The organism is Novosphingobium arvoryzae, from assembly GCF_014652615.1.
GTDB classification, from domain to species: Bacteria; Pseudomonadota; Alphaproteobacteria; order Sphingomonadales; family Sphingomonadaceae; genus Novosphingobium; species Novosphingobium arvoryzae.
The window spans coordinates 242,861-263,054 of the sequence record NZ_BMZD01000005.1; the positions used below are offsets into that span (position 1 = coordinate 242,861).

The 20,194-nt window shown below is 57.4% G+C and carries 17 protein-coding genes and 3 pseudogenes; 11 read left to right on the forward strand and 9 right to left on the reverse strand.

The window, feature by feature from the left end; all coding sequences use genetic code 11:
• Positions 1-66: 66 nt before the first annotated feature.
• The 8 genes from IE113_RS12015 to IE113_RS12050 all read right to left on the reverse strand — a co-directional run bounded on the left by IE113_RS12015 (position 67) and on the right by IE113_RS12050 (position 9,486).
• Positions 67-366, reverse strand: coding sequence for a YciI family protein (locus IE113_RS12015; protein WP_189541801.1), 300 nt, complete (start codon positions 364-366; stop codon positions 67-69).
• A 167-nt stretch (positions 367-533) separates the two neighbouring features.
• Positions 534-2,978: a TonB-dependent receptor gene (locus IE113_RS12020; RefSeq protein WP_189541803.1), complete on the reverse strand. Its 2,445-nt coding sequence runs from the start codon at positions 2,976-2,978 to the stop codon at positions 534-536.
• A gap of 157 nt (positions 2,979-3,135) precedes the next feature.
• Positions 3,136-3,954, reverse strand: a complete 819-nt coding sequence (locus tag IE113_RS12025; protein ID WP_229822347.1) for an SDR family NAD(P)-dependent oxidoreductase — start codon at positions 3,952-3,954, stop codon at positions 3,136-3,138.
• 151 nt (positions 3,955-4,105) lie between these two features.
• On the reverse strand, positions 4,106-5,332 hold the full coding sequence (locus IE113_RS12030) for an amidase (protein WP_189541805.1): 1,227 nt from the start codon (positions 5,330-5,332) through the stop codon (positions 4,106-4,108).
• 6 nt (positions 5,333-5,338) lie between these two features.
• Positions 5,339-6,205, reverse strand: a complete 867-nt coding sequence (locus IE113_RS12035; RefSeq protein WP_189541807.1) for a VOC family protein — start codon at positions 6,203-6,205, stop codon at positions 5,339-5,341.
• Between the two features lie 17 nt (positions 6,206-6,222).
• Positions 6,223-7,248, reverse strand: coding sequence for an FAD-binding oxidoreductase (locus IE113_RS12040; protein ID WP_189541809.1), 1,026 nt, complete (start codon positions 7,246-7,248; stop codon positions 6,223-6,225).
• On the reverse strand, positions 7,232-8,572 hold the full coding sequence (locus IE113_RS12045; protein WP_189541811.1) for an aromatic ring-hydroxylating dioxygenase subunit alpha: 1,341 nt from the start codon (positions 8,570-8,572) through the stop codon (positions 7,232-7,234). Before IE113_RS12045 ends, IE113_RS12040 begins: the two co-directional genes overlap by 17 nt.
• 23 nt (positions 8,573-8,595) lie before the next feature.
• Positions 8,596-9,486: an alpha/beta fold hydrolase gene (locus IE113_RS12050; protein ID WP_189541813.1), complete on the reverse strand. Its 891-nt coding sequence runs from the start codon at positions 9,484-9,486 to the stop codon at positions 8,596-8,598.
• Between the two features lie 426 nt (positions 9,487-9,912).
• Here IE113_RS12050 and IE113_RS16450 point away from each other — a divergent pair.
• The 11 genes and pseudogenes from IE113_RS16450 to IE113_RS12100 form a co-directional block, all read left to right on the forward strand.
• Positions 9,913-10,071 (forward strand): annotated as a pseudogene (locus IE113_RS16450) (helix-turn-helix domain-containing protein); the annotation flags it as partial.
• Positions 10,072-10,698: an IclR family transcriptional regulator gene (locus IE113_RS12055; protein ID WP_229822349.1), complete on the forward strand. Its 627-nt coding sequence runs from the start codon at positions 10,072-10,074 to the stop codon at positions 10,696-10,698.
• Positions 10,699-10,816: 118 nt separating this feature from the next.
• Positions 10,817-11,599, forward strand: a complete 783-nt coding sequence (locus IE113_RS12060) for a 2-keto-4-pentenoate hydratase (RefSeq protein WP_189541818.1) — start codon at positions 10,817-10,819, stop codon at positions 11,597-11,599.
• Position 11,600: 1 nt separating this feature from the next.
• Positions 11,601-12,560, forward strand: a complete 960-nt coding sequence (locus IE113_RS12065) for an acetaldehyde dehydrogenase (acetylating) (protein ID WP_189541820.1) — start codon at positions 11,601-11,603, stop codon at positions 12,558-12,560.
• Positions 12,557-13,591, forward strand: a complete 1,035-nt coding sequence (dmpG, locus tag IE113_RS12070; protein ID WP_189541822.1) for a 4-hydroxy-2-oxovalerate aldolase — start codon at positions 12,557-12,559, stop codon at positions 13,589-13,591. The genes IE113_RS12065 and dmpG overlap by 4 nt, the downstream gene beginning before the upstream one ends.
• Before the next feature lie 374 nt (positions 13,592-13,965).
• Positions 13,966-14,724, forward strand: coding sequence for an MDR/zinc-dependent alcohol dehydrogenase-like family protein (locus tag IE113_RS12075; RefSeq protein ID WP_189541823.1), 759 nt, complete (start codon positions 13,966-13,968; stop codon positions 14,722-14,724).
• Complete coding sequence (locus tag IE113_RS12080; protein WP_189541825.1) at positions 14,721-15,332, forward strand: flavin reductase family protein; 612 nt, start codon at positions 14,721-14,723, stop codon at positions 15,330-15,332. The genes IE113_RS12075 and IE113_RS12080 overlap by 4 nt, the downstream gene beginning before the upstream one ends.
• A gap of 180 nt (positions 15,333-15,512) precedes the next feature.
• Positions 15,513-16,337, forward strand: coding sequence for an IS5 family transposase (locus IE113_RS12085; protein WP_189541827.1), 825 nt, complete (start codon positions 15,513-15,515; stop codon positions 16,335-16,337).
• 12 nt (positions 16,338-16,349) lie between these two features.
• A complete protein-coding gene (locus tag IE113_RS12090) occupies positions 16,350-16,682 on the forward strand; it encodes a hypothetical protein (RefSeq protein WP_189541829.1) in 333 nt (110 codons plus the stop codon).
• 97 nt (positions 16,683-16,779) lie between these two features.
• Positions 16,780-17,685: a LysR family transcriptional regulator gene (locus tag IE113_RS12095; RefSeq protein WP_189541831.1), complete on the forward strand. Its 906-nt coding sequence runs from the start codon at positions 16,780-16,782 to the stop codon at positions 17,683-17,685.
• A 151-nt stretch (positions 17,686-17,836) separates the two neighbouring features.
• Positions 17,837-18,645, forward strand: a pseudogene (locus IE113_RS12100) (IS3 family transposase); the annotation flags it as partial.
• Between the two features lie 209 nt (positions 18,646-18,854).
• On the opposite strand, the pseudogene IE113_RS12105 reads toward IE113_RS12100, so the two are convergent.
• Positions 18,855-20,151: pseudogene (locus IE113_RS12105) on the reverse strand (IS110 family RNA-guided transposase).
• Positions 20,152-20,194: the final 43 nt, after the last annotated feature.

The following is a 20,194-nucleotide window of genomic DNA, read 5'->3' on the forward strand; positions in this document are numbered from 1 at the left end:
GACGTCACGAATTCGACCATGTCCGCGGGACATTTGGACATTGGAGGGGCTACGCCGGTGATGCGACTATGCCGGTTTCTGGGCGGGCTTAAGGAACGCCAATTGCTCACTCGTGAGCGCCGGAGAGAACTCAATGATCTCAGGGTTTACGACACCCTCGGTAATAAATGGATCTTCGGCCACATAGTCTTCAAGCTGGGCGCGTGCGATATTATGGGCGACGATGACACCGCCGTCAGCAGTCGCCAGCGGCCCAGCCACAAGAAACACGCCGTCGTCAAATCCCTTCTTTACCCATCGGTTATGGGCGTCGCTTACGGATGACGCCTTGGATTTATCTATAAATCGAAGAATAACAACAAACATGGTTATGATCTCTCACTTTCTAGAGCTGAGCGCGCTCTACATTATTGAGATACGACTTGCAGGTCCGCTATCTCGTCGTTCTATCTGTGCATAGTGGTGCGCTTTGAAGCACAATGGACTGATCCTCGGCGCACCACTATCCAAGAAGAGAGTATTCCACTCGTTAATTATGGCAGTTTTGCCGAGATGGTAATGCCATACGTGGCCGGCTGACCGGTAAAGCGGCCGATCGTATCGTAATCCGTGAAAATATTGGTCAGATAGAACTTGTTGAAAACGTTCTTGCCGAACACGGATATCGACCATTTTCCATCGTCAAGTTTCACACCAGCGCGAAGATCGACAAGCGTATATCCGTCGATCTTGTATGTGTCCTGCAACGGGCGGGATGAAGCAAAATCCGGTGTAACAACTATCACACTTGAGCCGCCGATATTGGCCGATGCACTGCTACGCGCCGAAATCACCGCTCCCACAAAAGGTTCCACATTGCCGGCCCGCCATGAATAATCGACCGATAGGCGACCTTGATATTTTGGCGTATACGGAATTGCAGATCCTCGAAGATCAATCGGCTGACCGGCCGTGTTGAGCCCGATATAGTCGGTGACCTTGCTGTCAAGCACGCTGCCGGAAAGCCCGATTACCAAGCCGTCAATCGGGCGCCATGTTGCATCCAATTCCGCCCCGATGATGCGAGATTTCGGCACGTTCACAAGCTTGTCGAGCACGCCGAAGAGCGCGTCGAGGGTCTTTGCTCGAAGTTGCTTGTTGGAATAGTCATAGTAGAAGCCCGCCGCATTGACCTGCAGGCGCCGGTCGCTCGACGTCAGCTTGAAGCCCGCTTCGTAAGACAGCAGTGCTTCCTGCGTCACCCCTGCATACTGCTCCATCGTGGCGCCGGATATCACTGGGAAACTGCCAGCCTTATATCCCTTGGCGACGTTCGCATAGAAGAGAAGAAGATTGGTCGCCTTATAATCCAGGCCGACGCGCCAGGATATATTGTCTTCGTTCAGACGTCCGTTGAACGGGGAGGGCAGATAGGTGGCAGGCGTGCCATCCGTGGTTATGTTGTCGAGCTGGAAACACCCGTCACCAATGGGCGGAACTGTCAGACCCGTGGGCGTGAATCCAGCGACCGGCACAAACCCGTTTTGAATTGCTTGCGAGAGATCCTCGAAAACGGGGTTCATGCTGTTGTCACCCGGATCGCGCGAACATGTCGTAGCGCGGCGACGTGCGTCCGTATAGCGACCACCCAATTTTACGGTCAATTGGTCAGTGAGGTCATACTCGACGTTTGCAAATGCGGCCAGATTGCGCATGTGCTGGTCGGTCGAGTTTCGCGTGCCCGTGTACCCGAAAATATATGCGGTGCTGATCTGCGTAAAGCTGTTGTAGTTCTGTTCGGTGACATGGCTCTTTTCATAGTTGCCGCCGATGACCCAGCGGAAGCGGTCGCTACCGGTGTTCGAAATTCTCAACTCTTGGCTGAATGACTTGATCCGCCCATTAACTAGAAAAAAATCATCGACATCCAGTGTCGTTCCGTCGGTCTCGACGCCGCTCTCCTGCTTGTAGTCGGCATAGGAAGTGAGCGAAGTGATCGCGATCCCGTCCGACACGTTCCATGTCAGATTGAAGGTGGGCTGCAAAAGCCGGTTATCGGCGTGAGGCGCGCGCGGATTCGGGCCCCAGTCCGCTGCCCGCGCGTTGTCGGGCGCAAAAGGATAGGCACGCAGTTCCGGCGCGGTAAAGGCTGGAGCCTGAGAAAGCAGCGTCTGATACTGAGGAATTTGCGGATCACTTTCGTCGCGCCAACCCGTCAGAGTGAGCACTGCGCTCAATTCAGGCGTGGGCTCCCAATCAAAGATCAGGCGTCCGCCATAATAGCTCGTGTCAGTAGCGGTGTCGGTGCGCGTATAGCCGTGTTGCCAATTGTCGGCGCGACCTCCGGTCAGTGCCAGCCGGGCCTTGAGGGTGCTCGACAACGGTCCGCTCACATAGAGATTGCCTTCGAGGCGATTGAACCGCCCATAGGTCAGATCGCCGCCCATTTGAGCTTCATCGGTTGGCTTGGCCGCAATGAAGTTGATGGCGCCGCCAGTCGAGTTCTGACCGAAGAGCGTGCCCTGCGGTCCCTTGAGAATCTCAACCCGCTCCAGGTCGAAATTCGCATGGGTGGTCATCGCCGGGAACGGCAGTGGCACCTGGTCAACATAAATGCTTGTGGTGGGATACGCCGCAAGCGTCGATTCATAGAAGCCGACACCGCGTAGCGTATAGACAGGAGACTGGGTGGCCGAAGGCGTGTAGCTCAGTCCGGGAACCACAGCGGCAAGATCGCTAAGCGTGGTCACCTTCTGGTCTTTCAGAACGTCAGCGCTGAGCGCCGTGATCGCAAGCCCGACTTTGTTGGCCGATTGCTCGCGCTTGTTCGCGGTGACAATGATTTCTCCGACGTCGGCGGATGCGGCGCTATTCTCGGAACCAGGCGTTCCCGAGTTGCTGTTATCCACATCTTGCGCAAACGAGGGCGCTGACAAGAGCATGAATGCAAGAGCTGACGTCGAAGCCAGACTGCGCCCCAAATGATAACCCCTTTTCATCGATACCTCCCTATAGAGATGATTGTGTTCACCCTGCGTATTGGGACGGGATGCCACCAAGGAATGCCCATCCTCTGTTATATTTGTTCTTCAGTTCGGCACTTGTCGAAGTCGCCGCCCGCGCATCGCATTGCGGACACGAGCGACGACCGACGCATCATCCGGCGATCAAACCGCCATCCACGGAAAGAGTGCTTCCGGTCACGTAGGCTGACCGTTCCGACATAAGCCAAACGACGGCTTCGGCGACCTCGGAAGGCCGGCCGATCCGGCCCATAGGCACTACGCCATCCATGATATGAGCGTCACCGTCGGTGACCCTCAGAAAATTCGGTGTTTCCGTGCCGCCAGGGCAAACCGCGTTCACGCGAATGCCTTGTTTTGCGTATTCGAGGGATACGGCTTTGGTCAAACCGACTACAGCGTGCTTGCTTGCAACATAATGAGCAATGCCAGCCGAGCCTTTCAAACCAAAGATGGATGCGTTGTTGACGATGATGCCACCACCGGTTCGCAGCATCTGCTCGACCTGATATTTGACGCCCCAATATACCGCTTTGAAGTTCAGATCGATCACCCATTCGGCTTCATCTTCAGGCGTCTGATCGATTGGTTTGAAATCGTTATGGCCGCCTGCGTTGTTGAACGCGAGATCGAGACGTCCGAAACGTGAAACCGCGGCCTCAATGGCGCCTTTTATTGCCAATCGATCGAGGACGTCCGCCGGGTGCGCATGCGCAGTGCCCCCCGCAGCTTCGATCTCGGCCTTCACGCTCTCCAGAGGTTCGGGACGTCGTCCAACAAGAACCACCGTCGCTCCCGCTTGCGCCATGGCCAAAGCCGATGCTCGACCCATGCCGGTGCCAGCGCCCGTTACGATGCCAATCTTTCCCTGCAAATCCATTTTGATCCGTCCTTCCAGCTTCTGTTCAAGAATTTGATCCATGGCCATGCGTGAGGGATGGTCGGCCGACATCCTAGCCGCGCTCTTTTGGCCATTTTAACCCACAATTCGCTAATTACGCGACAGTATCTTGATTGTCAATTTATGGTCCATTCACACTCTCTAGGCCGTCCACCGAATGCCTTGTAGTTGCTGAAGAGCTGCCGTCATCAGCCCTTTGGCCTCAGAGGGTTGCTTTCAACTCCCTCGGCACGCGAAACTCTCCGCCATTCGATCTTCCAAATGGCTGATCACCAATAATGGCCCGTGCATCAGCCAGGAGCTGTCTGTCTCCTCCTACGGGGCCGATGATTTGTGCGCCCAACGGGAGTCCATCGTCCCTCCACCAGAATGGAAAACCTAGGCATGGCGTACCCAGGGCCGTCCAAATGCGCTGAAAGGCCGGGTTGCCCGTTGCCGAAAGACCTTGGGGCGCCGCCCCTGGCGCCGCGGGTACGAGTAAGAGGCTGACCTCCTCGAAAAGCGGAGGTAGTATGCTCCGGCAGTGAGCCTGCAATTCCAGCGCGGCGTTATAATTGCTATCTGTCTCCGCTCGGCCGAGCTCGAGCATGGACCGAAGCTCGTCACTCAATGCATCCCGGTGCGCGTGCAGAAGATGGCCGAGCTTTACCCAGGCTTCCCGCCTGTGGATCAAGGCCTGCGCATCTGCCAAACGCTCCAACGGCGATGGAAGGTCGACGTCCCGTAGCGACAATCCCATCGACGCCAGACGATCGGCGTAAGCCAGAAACTTAGCCTGCATCTCACCATCGGCTTCGCGCCACGCAGGACTTCGGCAAACGCCGATCACCGGATCGCGCGTGGGGGGCAAGGGCTTATGCTCAGCCGATAAGACGCCATCCGCGAGCACGAGGAGGTCAAGATCGCGCGCGAAGACACCCAGCGTATCAAGGCTGGGCGCTGTCTCGAGAACGCCGCCAAGGGGATACCGACCAAAGCTTGGTTTGAACCCCAGGGTACCACAGAAGCTCGCCGGTCGGATCATCGACCCGGCCGTTTGCGTTCCCAGCGCCAAATCTGCCTGGCCGTCAGCAACTGCAGCGGCGGACCCGCTCGACGATCCGCCAGGCGTATGGCCAGCCTTGCGGGGGTTCACGGTCGGTCCTGGATGATAGGTCGCAAACTCGGCGGTAACGGTCTTGCCTAGGATTACGGCCCCAGCAGCGCGTAAGCGCGCCACGGCAGCAGCATCGGCTTTCGCGACATTGTCTGCATACATCGCGGAGCCGTAGGCCGTGGGCATGGCCGCGACATCGATCACGTCTTTGACGCCGACCACCACACCTTCGAGCAGGCCGGCCGAAGATCGAGCCGAACGATCGACCCAGGTCCAGGCGTGAATCTCGGCATCACGCTCGTCGATCCGCGCCAAACAGCTTTCGAGTGACATTTTTCGCTACACCTGAACCCTGTGGCCCCAAAGCATCGGCTGATCGTAGCTCTTGATTTCCCAGTCGGGGCCAATCTCCCGACCACCAAAACCATATTCGATCCAAAACCCCGATGGCGTTTGAAGGTAGAAGCTCTGCATGTGGTCATTGCTGTGCTTGCCGGGCTCGATCGTAACCGGAATGCCGAGATCCCGGACGATATCGTAGCCATAGCCGACATCATCCATCGACGTTGCCTCGAGCATGACGTGCATTATTGCGCCCGCCGGACCGACGCCCTCTCTCAGGAAGGCCACTGTGTGGTGCCGCGCGTTGCAATGCATGAAGACACCGTCATGGACGTCCCATGCGATGTAATCCGATATGTCGAAGCCCATCACTTCCTGATAAAAGGCCACCGCAGCGGCCTGGTCCTTGACCCAGAAGGCGATGTGGCCAAGCCCCTGATTGCCGGTTTTGTAGCCCGAAATTCCGCGGCAAGGGGCAAACGCCGTGTTCGGCACGAGCGGTCCGTAAAATATCTCGCTCTTCGCACCCACCATGGGACAGGTATAGGTGTAGAGCTTGCGTACCTTGCGTTCGGCGCGCAACTCATCGGAACCGAGAGTGACATCGACCTGACGGTCACGCAGTGCTTGAGCGAGTTCGTCCAGGCGTGCCTCGCTGTTGACCTCCCAGCCCAATGCCGCGATGCTGTCTTCATGCGATGGATATAGCGTGAAGCGATGATGATGACTGTCCAAACGATAGTCGATGGTTTCATTGCCCGGGCGAGGCTGGGCCTCCATGCCGAATACTTGTTCGAGCATAGTGCGCCATTCAGCCGGTTTACGCACATTGAGTGCGAGGTATCCGAGACTATCCACTCCCATGTCTTCTCTCCCTGATCTCACTGGCTGGCCACAAACTGCTCAGCAAAAATGTTCTCGGACGCGAGTCCAAGTTGCTCGAGGTGCCGACGCGCGGCATCAATCATTCCGGGAGGACCGCAAAGATAAGCGACACTGTCAGGATCGAGCGGTTCGCTGGCTCCGATCACTTCCACCGGATTCCCGACCCTCACTCCTGATGGCGCTGGGCCGCGATCAACGGACAGTTGCACGTCGAGTTGCGGCAACCACTGCTGACGCAGTTCGATCGCATCCAAATGGAACAAGCTTCCCTGAGTTTGACAGCCGAAACTGAGAAGCATCTTCGGCTTACGTCCCGACCGCATGCGAAGAGCATCGATCATCGACATCATTGGAGCCAGCCCAGTCCCGCCAGCAATCATGATGTGCGGTGCTTTTTCGCCTTCCTTCAAGAAGAACTGACCATAAGGCCCGCTAATCTCGAGAACATCGTCGATCTTGGCGCCTTCCAGCAACCAGGTCGACATAACACCGCCCGGTAGCAAGCGGATCAACAATTCAATACGCGGAAGATCGGCGGGGGTGCTGGCCATGGAGTAGCTTCGCACCGCATCTGTGCCTGGTACCTTTATCTGGATGAATTGGCCTGGTCTGAACTCAAACCAGTCGCCTTCCGCGAGTTCCAATTCTAGGCGCACAACATCATCGGCGAGCCGATCTATCGCATTGACGAATGCTTTGGCTTCCGTCGCCTGATTGGTGCCAACCGCGCTGTCGTAGCCAAGCTGAAAGGTGCAGTCGCTCAGCGCTTCCGTCACGCATAGCAAGCGCAGACCTTGCGCCTTCTCTGACGGAATGAGCGTTGACGAGGCGCCAGCAAGTGTGTCTGCCTTGCCCTCCACGAGCTTGGCAAGGCAGCTCGAACATGAGCCTGACCGGCATTGATGAAGTACCGGCACATCCTCCTTGAGCGCGGCCTCGAGCACATTTTGCCCAGGCAGGGCGAAAAACTGGCGTTCAACTCCATCGCTGAATGAGATCGTTACTTTAGAACTTGTTGACATCATTGATCTTCTCAACAAAATAGCCTGGCGCCTTGCCCTCGGCGAGACGTCGCATGCGGATGCTTGAGGTTTTGGTCGAGTTGGTCACGCCTCGCCCTGGCTTGGCTATGCCTCGATTCCAGCGCGAAGCGACCTTGCGCCATGAAATGGGCGACACATCAGTTGCGACAAGCTGCTCGTCGTCCCAACCCGTCCCGTCGGTGTAGAATTCCTCCATCGCTTCGCGGGCGTAGAGATCGCAATCATTAAAACCGTGGAGACAGAGCGGAGTGTAGACCCTGTCGAAACGATATTTGAATTTGCTCCGGTCTTCATCTGATTTGCAAATGCGGACCATTACCTCCCAATATTCATACATATCGTCTGTGATCGGGACATACCATTCGTACTGAACAACATGCTCTTCGGGCCAATTCTCGACCATCAGGCAACCGGGCAACACGACAGACGTGCGGTAGAATCGTCCTTTGAGATTGTCGATTTTCAGTCCGAGCTGTTCGTTTTCGAGGACAGGCTGCCAGCGATCAGTGAACAGCCACTGCATCAAGCCCTTTGGGCCATCTTCGTCCTCGACAATGGCGATCGGTTCCTCATGGACGGGAAGAATGCCCAGCGGCAGCACCCAATCCAAGGCATGCACAATCGTGTTATCCTTGTGAACCAGGATATGCGCGTTATCGAAACCGTTCTCACAGGCGATCCGCCAGTTGCTTTGACCTGTGCGATGAATGCCAAGTGCTATGGCATCATTATCCAGAATACTGGGCGCAGAGGGCCAAAGAGGGTGAGGGAACTTCTCGCTGTTCTCGGGGAACCGAAATGGAAGATCATGCGAGAGGGGAGGGATATCCTCATCTGGAAAGTCGTCCTGCCGCACAAACACAAAAACCATGCCGGCAACTTCTTCCACCGGATAGGTCGTAACGCCGGTATTGCCGATGAGGCGATCATTTGGGTTGGCGACAATCGTGGATAGCTTGCCGTCGTCCAGATTAAACGTAAAGCCGTGATACCAGCAGCTAATCGTCTTCTTATTGAAACACATCGGCTTTGCCGACATGCGGACGCCTCGATGTACGCACTGGTCTTTCAGAGCATAGATTTTACCGTCGACACGACGAAGAACGATCGGCACTCCGCAAATCTGGATGCCTTCGACGGCCCCCTCCGGCAGCTCTTCACTAAAGAGCGCCGGATACCAGTGGTTGATGAACCCCCATGCCGCATCCTTGTAAGGCTGATACTGGGATTGCGTCCGCTCGTCGTTCGTGCGGTGTTCGACACTCTCGCTCGCCCGACGCCGAACTGGTTTTATATCGCTCATGGGGGTCCTCTCCGTTTAGGCCCTCACAGTTGGCCGGTCATAAAGGCTCCGACGACACGATCATGCTCCTCCGGCCTCTCCCATTGCGGCCAATGGGCGCAGCCGCGCATGATGTGTTTCTTCGCTCCCGGAATGATCTGTGCGAGGCGATCGGCGGCATCTTCGCCGTGAATGGGATTCTTGTCGGTCCAAAGCACCAGCGCTGGACACGAGATCTGGCTGATCTTGTCTTCCTGCCAATAAAACTCACCGATATTCGGGCGGAACAGGTAGTCGTAATATGTGAGGAGCGCGTCACGGGTTTCGGGAATGGTCCAGAGCGCACGTCGCAAATCAATCAGCTCGTCCGTTACGCCGCCGAGGGGCATCAGCCACTCGAGGCGCTTGCGAAGAGTATCCGTGGTCGGATTTGTCAAAGCGCCGACGGAAACTTGCCGAAGGGCGTCCAGATCACTCTCGCCCTCATGCACATATGCCGGATCAAGGTGCATTCCCCACGTCGTATTCAGAACGACCTTCGATGTCCGGTCGGGGTGAGTAATTGCCATGTCATACGCGATCCAGCCGCCGAGCGATTCACCTTCGATGGCAGCCGTCTCAAAGCCGAAGTGATCCATTAGATTGAGGACTTGGTCGGTAAACTGGGTAAGCCAGTGATCACTGGCCTCTGGCCCGGACGTAGAGTAGACGGGACGTGACGACATGCCATGCCAGATGAAGTCGATCGCGATCGGCTGACAGAATTCCGCCAGCCGAAGCATATTCCTGGCGTAGGTTTCGGCGTGCCCCCCGCCGCCATGCAGCAGGAACAACGGTTCCTTGTCATTTTTCACAGAAATCACCCGGCTCCGGTACTTTCCGGTGTCGATAAATTGCGTTTCCGTGCCGAGAAGATCTACATGAATTGATGACATATCTTTAATTCCGTTCGTCTTTTAAGTTCTGCGGCTGCCACAAAGTGGGACGGCGAAGCTTCGCCGTCCCAGAGGCAGGGTGTGCAGAACTCCGTTCCGCAATTTGTTGCGTCGTCCGCAAAGCGGGCTGACGGAAATCCGATCGACCTCACATCGAACGCGCCCCTGCCGCCGATCTACGGGTGCCATGCAACTTCGACAGAGCATGCGGTCTGTCTGGCGAGGCTGTCAAAATTGGGGGGTGCCCTGACTCTCACAATCCGAGAGCGCGAATGAGCCTGCGGTCGCTACAGCGCGGATAAACGATATATTGACGGTCCATTGAAGGTGGCGATATAGTCCATTTTCAGATGGGGTGTGCGCGCTGCGATCAAGCAAAAGCGCGACTCACACCGCCGAATCGGGAGAGGAGCCTGGCGGAAGGCTATGTCGACGCCCCACATTCAATCTGTGGACCGCGCATTCAGTTTGCTATCCTGTCTCGCGCGCCGAGGCGGGAGCGAGAGTCTCGACACCCTTGCGTCCGATTGCGGCCTTCGTCCTGCAACCGCCCACCGCATACTCTCCACCCTGCAGGCACATGGCATGGTGGTGCGAATTTCTCCTGGCGGCTATCGACTTGGCATGGGCCTCATTGAGCTGGCTCAAGGGGCTGCGCCAGATGTCGTCTTGTCAACCGTCGCCACACCGACACTTCGGAAGCTCACGCAAAGCGTTTGCCCTACCGCACATCTAGGAGTCCTCGACGCCGATTTTATGGTCACTTACCTTGCCAAGGCGGCGAGGAAATCGCACAATCTCCCGACAGTGATCGGAAGCAAGCTGGAAGCTTATTGCTCGGGACTGGGCAAGGTTTTACTGGCCGCGCTGGATACAGAAGTTCTTTCGCAATATTTGTCCGAAGGACCATTTATTGCTCTGACAAGAAAGACAATCACTGCTCCAGAAATATTGCTGGATGAACTCCAAAAAGTCAGGGGACAGAGGTTCGCCATTGACGATTGTGAGCTGTTTGAAAATCTCCGCTGTGTCGCGGTGCCGGTTGTTAACCGCGAGGGCCGCGTCATAGCGGCTTTATCTGCATCATTTCCTTCGCAAGATCTTCCAAAGGCGCGAATTCGCGATGTTGTGAAGCAATTGCACTCTTACGCCGATGAAATTTCACAAAGCCTCTTTCCTGATGGGCCGCAACCCTCAGTGAAATGTCCGTGATGGCGGGGGACGGTGCCCCGTCCTCTCACAATGCGAGAATCGATTAAGCCCACGACATTGCGGCTGATCTGGCCTCGCCATATCCAATTGGCGTGAACCAAGGAATGGATTCCTAAAGATGACGGAAAAACTTAAGCTTGCCGCCTCGATGCTGCGCGAGGCATATTCAGGCGATACTGTCGCCCCGCTACGCGAATTTCTTCATCCCACCGACGCTGATAGCGCATATGCGATTCAGGAGCTCAATACGCGCTTCTGGGAGGCGCAGGGGCGGCGTATTGTCGGTCGGAAGGCGGGACTGACCGCGAAGGCGGTACAGGCGCAACTCGGTGTTGATCAGCCTGACTTTGGCGTGCTGTTCGACGACATGCGGATTGACGATGGCGGTGCGCTCGATCCGGCGCGGACGTTGCAACCCAAGGCGGAGGCCGAGATCGCCTTCGTCCTCGGTGCGGATTTGCCGAGCGTCGATACGACCCCGGATCAAGTTGCAGCTGCCGTGGCCAGCGTCCACGCTGCCATCGAAATTGTCGACAGCCGGATAGCAGACTGGAAAATCACATTTGCCGACACGGTAGCCGACAATGGCTCATCGGCGTTCTTCGTCCTCGCCGCGAACGGGCTACCACTTGAAGGCCTCGACCTCGAAGCGGCTCCGATGGAAATGACGATCAATGGAGATACCGTATCAACCGGTCTGGGCGCAGCCGCGCTGGGCAATCCGCTCAACGCCGCCGCCTGGCTTGCGCAGACGCTGGCGAGCCGCGGCGAGCCCTTGAAAGCCGGTGACATTCTGCTGGCCGGAGCGCTGGGGCCGATGGTTGCGCTCACGCCGGGAGCTCGCGTTCGAGCGGTCATAGCCGGCATTGGCGAGTGCAGCTTCACTTATGGAAGGGCCTGACATGGCGAAAACAAAAACGGCCATTATCGGCTCCGGCAACATTGGCACCGATCTGATGATCAAGATCTTGCGGCTGTCCAAAACTCTCGAGGTGGGCGCTATGGTCGGGATCGATCCTGCCTCTGATGGCCTCGCGAGAGCCGCCCGTATGGGGGTGCCAATCACCGCCGAGGGAATAGACGGGCTGATTGCCATGCCGGAATTCCGCGATATCGCGATCGTATTCGACGCAACCAGCGCCGGCGCCCACAAGCGGAACAACGAACTGCTTCAGGCGCATGGCAAGCGGGTCATCGACCTGACGCCGGCGGCGATCGGCCCCTATGTGATCCCGCCTGTCAATGGTGAGACATGTCTTGATGCGCCGAACGTCAACATGGTGACCTGTGGTGGCCAGGCTACGATTCCGATCGTTCATGCCGTCGATCGCGTGGCGAAGGTGCGCTATGGCGAGATTGTCGCGTCGATCGCCAGCAAGAGCGCGGGACCAGGCACCCGCGCCAATATCGACGAGTTCACTGAGACCACCAGCCAGGCGATCGTCGACGTCGGCGGAGCGACGCGAGGAAAGGCTATCATTATTCTCAACCCCGCCGAGCCGCCCTTGATCATGCGCGACACCGTCTACTGCCTTTGCGAGGAAGCCGATCCCGAAGCGATCCGGGAAAGCGTCGAAGCAATGGTAAGCGAGGTCCAGACCTACGTACCAGGTTATCGGCTAAAGCAGGCGGTGCAGTTTGAGCACATCGGATCCAACCGCCCACTGCATATCCCGGAAATGAACGGCGATTTTACCGGTCTCAAAGTCAGTATCTTCCTCGAGGTGGAAGGTGCGGCCCATTATCTCCCTGCCTATGCCGGCAACCTAGATATCATGACCTCGGCGGCGCTGCGCACTGCAGAAAAGATCGCGGCGCGGATGGCCGCCACCGACCTCGCGCAAACGGAGGCCTCGCGATGACACTATTCGATCCTACTGCCACCAAGCTCTATATCCAGGACGTGACGCTGCGCGACGGCATGCACGCAATTCGTCATCAATATGGGCTGGAGCATGTCCAGGCGATCGCGCGCGCGCTCGACCGCGCAAAGATCGACGCGATCGAAGTCGCGCATGGCGATGGCCTCCAGGGCTCAAGCTTCAACTATGGTTTTGGGGCGCATACCGACTGGGACTGGATCGGGGCCGTAGCCGAAGTGCTCGAACATAGTGTCCTGACGACCCTGCTCCTCCCTGGCATCGGCACCGTTCACGACCTGAAGCATGCCTATGAAATGGGGGTCCGCTCGGTGCGCATCGCCACGCATTGCACTGAGGCGGATGTCTCGAAGCAACATATCGAAGCTGCGCGCGGGCTTGGCCTCGATGTCTCCGGCTTCCTGATGATGAGCCATATGACGACCCCGGAGGCCTTGGCCGGCCAGGCAAAGCTGATGGAAGACTATGGTGCTCACTGCGTTTATGTGACTGACAGCGGCGGGGCGATGAACATGGATGAATATGCCGCCCGGTTGCAAGCTTATGATCGGGTGCTCAAGCCCGAGACCCAACGTGGCGTCCATGCGCATCATAATCTCAGCCTGGGCGTGGCCAACTCGATTGTCGCCGTGCAGAATGGGGCAATTCGTGTCGATGCCTCGCTTGCCGGCATGGGAGCGGGTGCAGGCAACGCACCGCTGGAAGTCTTTATCGCTGCCGCAGATCGCTACGGCTGGAATCACGGCTGCGACCTTTACGCGCTGATGGACGCGGCTGAGGATCTCGTCCGACCATTGCAGGACCGCCCTGTTCGTGTCGATCGTGAGACCCTCACTCTTGGGTATGCCGGCGTCTATAGCTCGTTCCTCCGTCACGCCGAAAAGGCGAGTGCCGACTACGGCGTTGATACCCGAACTATCCTGGCTGAAGTTGGTCGCCGCAAGATGGTCGGCGGTCAGGAAGACATGATCGTCGATGTCGCGCTCGATCTCACCCAAAGTAGCGCAGGGTGACTCGCTCTGGTTCTGTCCGCATCGTCTCGCTGCTTCAGCAAGACGGAACATTGTCTGTGTTTCCGCAGGATGAGCCGATACCCGTTCCGAGCGGCGATCAGGTTCTAATTCGTGTGGATGCAGCGCCAATAAATCCGGCAGACATCAAATCGCTTTTCTGCTCAGCCCCTCTCGATTCTTTCCATCGATCAAGCGGCCCAGAATCCATCGGGGTATCAGGCCGTGTACCGGCGGCTCATCTCACGGCATACCGTAATCGTATCGGTGTGCCATTGCCGGTGGGAAATGAAGGAACAGGGATCGTCATCAGTACTGGGTCGTCGCTCGCGGCGAGATCCCTTCTTGGCCAAAGGGTGTCGGCCGCAGTGGGAGGCATGTTCAGCCAATATCAACTGGCCGACGCTGATGAATGCATTGCATTTCCACCTGAGTTCAGCCCAGAGCGGACCGCCGCAGCATGGATCAACCCCATGACGGCGCTGGCAATGATCGACACGATGGAGCGGGAAGGGCACAGCGCGATTGTCCTGACGGCGGCGGCATCAAGCCTGGGGCAAATGATGAACCGGCTTTGCATGCAGGAAGGCGTGCCGATAGTGAACATCGTCCGCTCGGATCGACAGGTTGCAGTTCTCCGCGAACTTGGGGTTGCCTATGTATGCAACTCCAACGGCCCTGGCTTCGAGGACGAACTGGCCGAAGCGCTTCGTCAAACGAAAGCGACACTGGCATTTGATGCAACGGGTGGAGGCACCCTTGCGGGCAAGATCCTTCATGCAATGGAACAGGCGCTAACGCATGTTCCGCAAGGCCATACCGGCTATGGCTCAACGACGCACAAGCAACTCTATTTTTTCGGCGGCCTCGATCCATCGTCAGTCAATTTCACCCGAAATTTCGGCATGGCCTGGGGAATCGGGGGATGGCTGCTTCAGAATGCGTTGACCAAAGCTCATCCTGACAAGCTGCAATGTATGAAGCACCGGATTCAGAGAGATATCGATTCGATATTCTTCACAAAATTCAGCAGAAAAATTACACAGGACCAAATCACGGACCCCGCCCTCATCAGCTCGTATGCGCATTTAAAAACGGGTGAGAAGGTTCTTGCTATCATGGAGCATTCCATTTGACTTCGTACCATACATTTTGCGTCGGCGCTCAACATGGACTTTCTCGCAATCCACTTAAATCCATTATAGCACCGCGGCCGATTGCCTGGATATCGTCGAAATCCCTCGATGGGCATCGCAATCTGGCGCCGTATAGTTTCTTCAATTTAATCAATGAACGCCCTCCTATGGTGATGTTTAGTAGCGTAGGATATAAAGATACGGTTAGGAATATTGAAGAGTCAAAAGACTTTGCAATAAGTATCGTATCTCACTCTCAGGCAGATGCGATGAATATTACGTCGGATGCACTGCCCCATGAAGATGACGAATTTGTGCTCGCAGGCGTGGACTCGCACCCTAGCACACAAATTTCTGTTCCTGGCGTTCTCGGTAGCCCCGCCATCCTCGAGTGCCGAAGCGTTTCAATCAACCGCCTTCAAGACTTGCAGGGGTGTCCTATAGATACATGGGTCGTTTTTGCGCAGATTCTTGCCGTAAGCCTTGACAAAAACTGTATCGAGGAAGGTCTTTTCAGAACCGAATTGGCCAATCCCATTTCACGCGCTGGCTATGCCGATGAATATTGGGAAACGACGGCTTCAGGAAAATTTCTGCTTTCTCGCTGAGAGAACAAACCATAGTAGGCTATGGAAACATTCGTTCTTTCCGTGACGTGTTTCAATTATATTATTAGTATTCCTCCGTTATCCGGAGCATGTATGTCAGCCATGAATGGATATGATGACGTCTCAGAGCCCGTTTGATAATGGGTTGAGCGACAGCGGCTTACGTGATTCAAGCTTGGGATGTGGACCCGAGCGAGCCGTGAGCGGATGGCTGAACATGAGAAGCGCGCCAAGCGTTATCCGACCGATCTGACTGATGCGGAGTGGGAGATCATCCGCCCGTTCCTGCCAGCGCCGCCGAAGCGCGGGCGCACGCCGTCGACTGACCTGCGCGAGGTCCTGAACGCCTTGCGGTATCTGGCTCGTTCCGGCGGAGGCTGGCGGATGCTCCCCAAGGATTTTCCGCCGTGGCAGACAGTCTATTGGTGGTTTCGCCGCTTCGTACGCCGCCTGCTGTTCCGCACGATCCACGACGTGGCGTTAATGTTGGATCGGGAGCGCGAGGCTCGCGAGCAAAGCCCTTCGGCTGCGGTGGTTGACAGCCAGTCGGTCAAAGCGCCTTCTGCTCCGTCTGGTGGCGGCTTCGATGCAGGCAAGCGGATAAAGGGGCGCAAGCGCCACATCGCCGTTGATACCGACAGTCGGCTGCTGATGGTCAACCTGACCACTGCCGACATTTCCGACAGCGCAGGCGCCCAGGAGATCGTCTCGGCAGTCCGCAGGCGCTGGCCATGGCTCAAGCATCTGTTTGGCGACGCGGCCTACGACCGCACCAAGCTGCTCGACGCTGCCGCCTATCGCGACTTCACAGTGGAGATCATCCGCCGGTCGGACGACGTCGCTGGCTTCAAGGTGCTGCCCCGACGCTGGGTGGTCGAGCGCACGTTCGGTTGGATGACACGCTGGCGCAGGCTCGTTCGCGACTATGAGAAGCGTCTCGACGTATCGGAAGCGATGATCCATCTTGCCATGGCGAGTAATCTGCTTCGCCGGCTCACACCCTGAACGGGATATTCAATGCGCAAGCCAGAGATCATTGTCACCGACAACGGGTTCGCCATCGTCCAGGCAAAGGCAACCGACGCAGTTTCGCTCGACGAGGTCGGTGAAATCATTGCCTACAAAATCGACGAACTCACCACTGATTTGCTCTGCTGCGATATTGTGACCGGCTCAGGTGACGGCCAACAGATTCGAACCATCCACGAGGAAATCCCTGGTTTCGATGCGCTCATGGTTCGCTTCGAGACTCTGCCCGGTTTCAATTCGAAATGGCGCGATGCCGTCATTCTTCCGCCCTTCGCCACCAACCGAACGACGATCTACAATCGCGCTGCCACGGCTGCCTGACGCTTTCTCAAACGGACTCTCAGAAGGTTCTAACACTAAAGTCGATTCAACAGATCAAAGGGAGATCGAGGGCAGATTCCTGAATGTTCGTCCTGTCTTGCGGCACGACGTCTTTGACCTTGTCACTTTAAGGCTCTATTCGAGCGTTATTGAAGAAGGAAATATGGCGCGCGCCGCTGAGCGCGAGCACATCACCCCGTCATCTGTAAGCCGCCGGATAACCGCGCTCGAGGCCCATCTGGGCATAAGGCTTTTGGAGCGAACCGATCGGGGCGTGCGGCCGACGGCGGCCGGGATCGATTTTCACATCTGCGCGCAAGAGATACTGTCGACCATCGAACGCACCGCGAGAAAGTTCGACACCTTCAGGAATGGCGCAGCCGGATTGGTTCGCATTCATGCACACACGACGGCAATCAATCCGTACCTAATCACAAAGCTGAGATCGTTCAATCATGCGGCGCCAAATGTGGACGTCATCATCGAGGAGAGGATGAGTGCCGAAATCATTGAAGACATTCACTCTGTCAAAGCTGACATCGGCATCGTCTCGGGTACGACTGACGCAAGCGGATTGACAAGCCATGCTTGGGTCAGCGACGAACTTGTCGCCGTTCTCCCGCGATCGAGCCCCTTGGCCAGCGTCTCACCAGTTTCTTTTTTGAACGTCATCGACTACCCATTTATTGCTATGCAACGCAGTAGTGCTCTCTACTCCTTGTTCGAGAACGCTGCCCGTGAACAACACAGGCAATTCCTGCCTTGCGCCTACATGGCCAGCTTTGAAAGCGTTGTCGTGCTGGTCGAAGCCGGTAGCGGCGTCTCCATCCTGCCAAAGGCCTATGTCACGAATAGCACGCGTTCGATAATCAGCGTCCCCCTCTCGGAACCTTGGGCGAAGCGTCAGACATCAAGATGTTACCGCTCAACGAGTCTCCTCTCACCAACCGCCATGACAGTTCTGGATTTTCTGCGGCGGCCAGAAGAGTCGATCAATCCCTGATCGAAACATGTGGCCAAAGAAACGGTTGACGTTCAGACTTCTGTTCAAATGTTTCGAGTTCTTGTTCGTGTCGCATTGTCAGGATTGGTCTGAGCCCCGCGTTTTCCTCCAGATTTGAGTAGAGTCCGGCCCATGGAAGGAGTCGGACGGAATGAAGCGCAGCAGGTTCAGCGAAGAGCAGATCATCGCGATCTTGAAGGAGCAGGAGGCGGGGATGCCGACGGCGGATGTATGCCGCCGGCACGGGGTGAGCAGCGCGACCTTTTACAAGTGGAAGGCCAAGTTCGGCGGCCTTGAGGTGTCGGAGGCGAAGCGCCTGCGACAGCTGGAGGATGAGAACGCGAAGCTGAAGAAGCTGCTGGCCGAGGCGATGCTGGACAACGCGATGCTCAAGGAGATTACCGCAAAAAAATGGTGACGCCCGCCGTTAGGCGGGAAGCGGTGGCTCACCTTGAGCAGGTGTTCGAGGTGAGCCAGCGGCGGGCGTGCGATGTGCTGGGCGTGGACCGGACGATGGTGCGGTATCGCAGCCGGCGAGGCGATGACGGGGCGATCCGGGAGCGGATGCGCGGCCTGGCGGCGGAGCGTCGCCGGTTTGGCTATCGCCGCCTGCACTGGCTGCTGGGGCGCGAGGGCGTGATGATCAACCACAAGAAATTCCGGCGGCTGTACCGGGAGGAACGCTTACAAGTGCGTCGCCGCGGCGGTCGCAAACGGGCGCTTGGCACGCGGGCGCCAATGACGATCCCACAGGGACCGGGCCAGCGCTGGTCGCTCGACTTCGTGTCGGACGCCTTCGGCTGTGGCCGTCGGTTCCGCATTTTCGCGGTGGTCGACGACTTCACCCGCGAGTGTGTCCGGCTCATCGCCGACACCTCGATCTCGGGCCTGCGGGTGGCGCGGGAGTTGGACTGGGCGATTGCCGAACGGTCCCGTCCGGCGATGATCGTCAGCGACAACGTCCTAGGTCGGGAAGCAGCGGCGGAAAACGGCCAGCAGGTCTCGTTGCGCCGATTGCGATCGGCGCGGATTGCGTTCTGATCCAGATGGCTTCCATCGTCAAGGAATGCGCTCTCGGCCATAGCAAACACAGGATCCAGCGGCCGTGCCGGTCGTGGTCCTCACCGTCCTTAAAATGAGATGCGGATGCCAGATGGAAGGCCCGAACATTATCTACAGGGTCGCCGCAGCGCCCTCACGGCACAACAGAGAGGGGTCCTTCCATCTGGTGTCCGCCCGTTCGACGAACGGACGGTACTCGGCTCCCGTCTTGATAACGGCGTGCGCGACGCGCGCCATCTTGGCGGTGAGTGCAGTCATCGCCTTGCGGCGGCGATCAGGGTCGTTGCCATGGCCGGCAACATAGCGGCCAAGCTTGTCGCGGAAACTGTTGTCGCGCTGGCGGATGGCGACTTGGGTCGCCATCCAGAAGGTGCGGCGTAGCCGGGCGTTACCGTACTTCGAGAGCTTGGTTCGCCCACGGAAGGTGCCGGACTGGCAGGTGGCAAGATCAAGTCCGCAGAACTTGAGGAACTGGCGATGGTGGGCGAACCGCCGAAGGTCGCCAGCCTCCGCGAGGATGGTCAGCGCGTTGATTGGCCCGATCCCGGGGATCATGCGCAGGAGCTGATAATCGCGGTTGTCGGCGAGCAGGGCATGGGCGGTTCGTTCAATCTCGTCGCGCTGCCGGACGAGGCTGCGTGCTTGTGCGATGACCATGCGGAACATGGCGATCGCAACGGAGTCCTCGTCGACCGGTAGTGCGACCGATGCGCACGCGGTCTCATAAATATCGTTGATTAAGCGGGCCTTGGAAACCTTGCGGCCGACCAGCGACCAGGCCTCGCGCGTGAATGCCTCTTGGCCGAGCGCTGTCATGCTCACCGGGGTGGGAAACCGCTCGAGCAAGGCCAGGAACCAGTCGGACCGGCTGTTGCCGGCGAACCGCTCGATCTCCGGGAAGTACAGCGGAAGGTAGTGCGTCAGGATCCGGTGCCAGGTCTGGGTCTTTGCCTTGGAAATAGCCTCGTGTGTCTTCGACATCTCCTGCAGATCGTTGATGCCGGCGGCAAGCGGGTCGACGTAGCGCTGGGTGGCGCCGATCCTCAGCATGTGCAGGATCACTTGCGCGTCTTTGGAATCGTTCTTGTCCCAGCCGTTGTGCAAAGCCTCACGGGTTCGAGCCAGCGCAACCGACGAAATCAACCGCAGCTCGAAGCCTGCGGCGAGCAGCCGGTGCGCCAGGGTGCGATGATAGTTACCGGTGGCTTCAAAGCCGACGACAATCGGCCGTCCAATCTCCCCGAGGTCCGCTGCGAGGCGATCATAGTCCGCCTTGGTTGCCATCACAGTCATCCGCCGCCGCCGGCCACCTTCCGGACGTTCGATCAGCACTTCCTGGCGGTGCTTGGACATATCGATGGCTACCAGCACGGCGTTGGCGGGAGTAGGGCTTCGCTTGGTCATGGTCGGTCAGTCTCCAAAGGGTTGAGTCGACAACTTCACTTTA